The organism is Pseudoalteromonas sp. S558 (assembly GCF_005886635.1).
In the GTDB taxonomy this organism is placed as follows: Bacteria; Pseudomonadota; Gammaproteobacteria; order Enterobacterales; family Alteromonadaceae; genus Pseudoalteromonas; species Pseudoalteromonas aliena.
This window is the reverse complement of sequence record NZ_PNDU01000334.1, coordinates 1-1,207: the sequence shown is the minus strand read 5'-3', so window position 1 is coordinate 1,207 and position 1,207 is coordinate 1. Positions and strand designations below refer to the sequence as shown.

Here is a 1,207-nt window from a genome sequence, read left to right as displayed (position 1 = left end):
CATTGATTTTAGCTATCTCTATCCATCTTTGCAAGGTTGAATAACCGATACCTAAATCAAGCGCAACATCTTCTAAGCGAACATCATCACATTGAGATAATGCTTTTTCAACAGCTTGAACTTTAAATTCTTGTGTAAATCGACGTCTCATTTTATCTGCCTCTATTAAAAGTTAGAAGCGACAACTATCCTGACACAGGGGGAGAGTAATGTGCGATATAAGATGCGTGTATTCCTCTCCTAAGCTACCGCCTAGAGAGCTAGTAGGTGTTGCTATTGCCGCTAAACTAACCATTGGGTAATCGGAGGCTAAATAGCCGTCGGTGTATTGATAACTAGATATGATTTCTTCAAAAAGAGCGTTTGTGTAAAAGTTTCCTTGTGAGTGGCCAATGAGAATAATACGGTTGCAAGAGTGCATTTGAAATTGCAATTTTTGATAGGCATTTGTGTAGTCAGTGTCGTTTAACTTTGAATAAGTGACATCTTTAAATACTTCCTCAATTACAGATTCAACATGGGCTATATCTTCCTGAGAAAGTGAATCAATGGTACCACCAAGTATTGCTGTTATAAGATGATATTTATTTGAAAAAGGAGATAAATCACCATATTTTTGTTGCGCGACTTCATATATTTGCATGTGCATTTCTTCATCTTTGTTGTAGCTGCCTGTTGGCTTTCTACCTTTTTGGTAATTACTTAATTTAGTATCTTGAAAATTATCTAGCCAAAACAAATTTTCACGAAAGTCATCTTCAGTAGTAAACATACCGTTTACGTAAAATAATCTAAGTTGATCAATTTGTTTTGTGCAGTACCTGTCTAGAGGTTGATCATTTGCATAAGTGTAATTAGTTAGACTTAAAGCAAATATTATTAAATATTTAATCATTTTATTGCTTCCTCTAATGCACTGCAGTCTTTATCTGCTGCATAATGAAAATCGTCATCCCAAGGAATATAATCACTTATTTTATTTTGACTTTTACGGTTTGCGTAGGCTCTGTCTATTGTGTTGAAGTACATTAGTTTAGGGTTTCTAAAATGTGGATAATTATTTTGCAGCTGCCTTGTGCACATACTAATGTTGATCAGATCTAAAATAATCTGTTTACCAATTTCCGCATCTAAATTTGGTATACGACCTTGTTCAATATCAATAACTAATTGTAACGTTGAGGCTGTGCCTAAACTAAAAGTGATG

Annotated in this window: 2 protein-coding genes and 1 pseudogene; all 3 read right to left on the bottom strand. The window is 34.5% G+C overall.

Annotation, left to right across the window (positions count from 1 at the left end):
- The coding region (locus tag CWB66_RS23110; protein ID WP_171037536.1) for a transposase at positions 1–151 on the bottom strand (151 nt) is incomplete at its 3' end.
- A gap of 21 nt (positions 152–172) precedes the next feature.
- Entirely contained in the window at positions 173–772 is a 600-nt protein-coding gene (locus tag CWB66_RS18625; RefSeq protein WP_252371797.1) for a hypothetical protein, read from the bottom strand.
- A gap of 119 nt (positions 773–891) precedes the next feature.
- Positions 892–1,207 (bottom strand): annotated as a pseudogene (locus CWB66_RS18620) (chitodextrinase); the annotation flags it as partial.

What these genes read in the sequence shown, in the direction of transcription:
- CWB66_RS18625 (WP_252371797.1), bottom strand. Translation starts at nt 772, where the DNA reads ATGTTTACTACTGAAGATGACTTTCGTGAAAATTTGTTTTGGCTAGAT.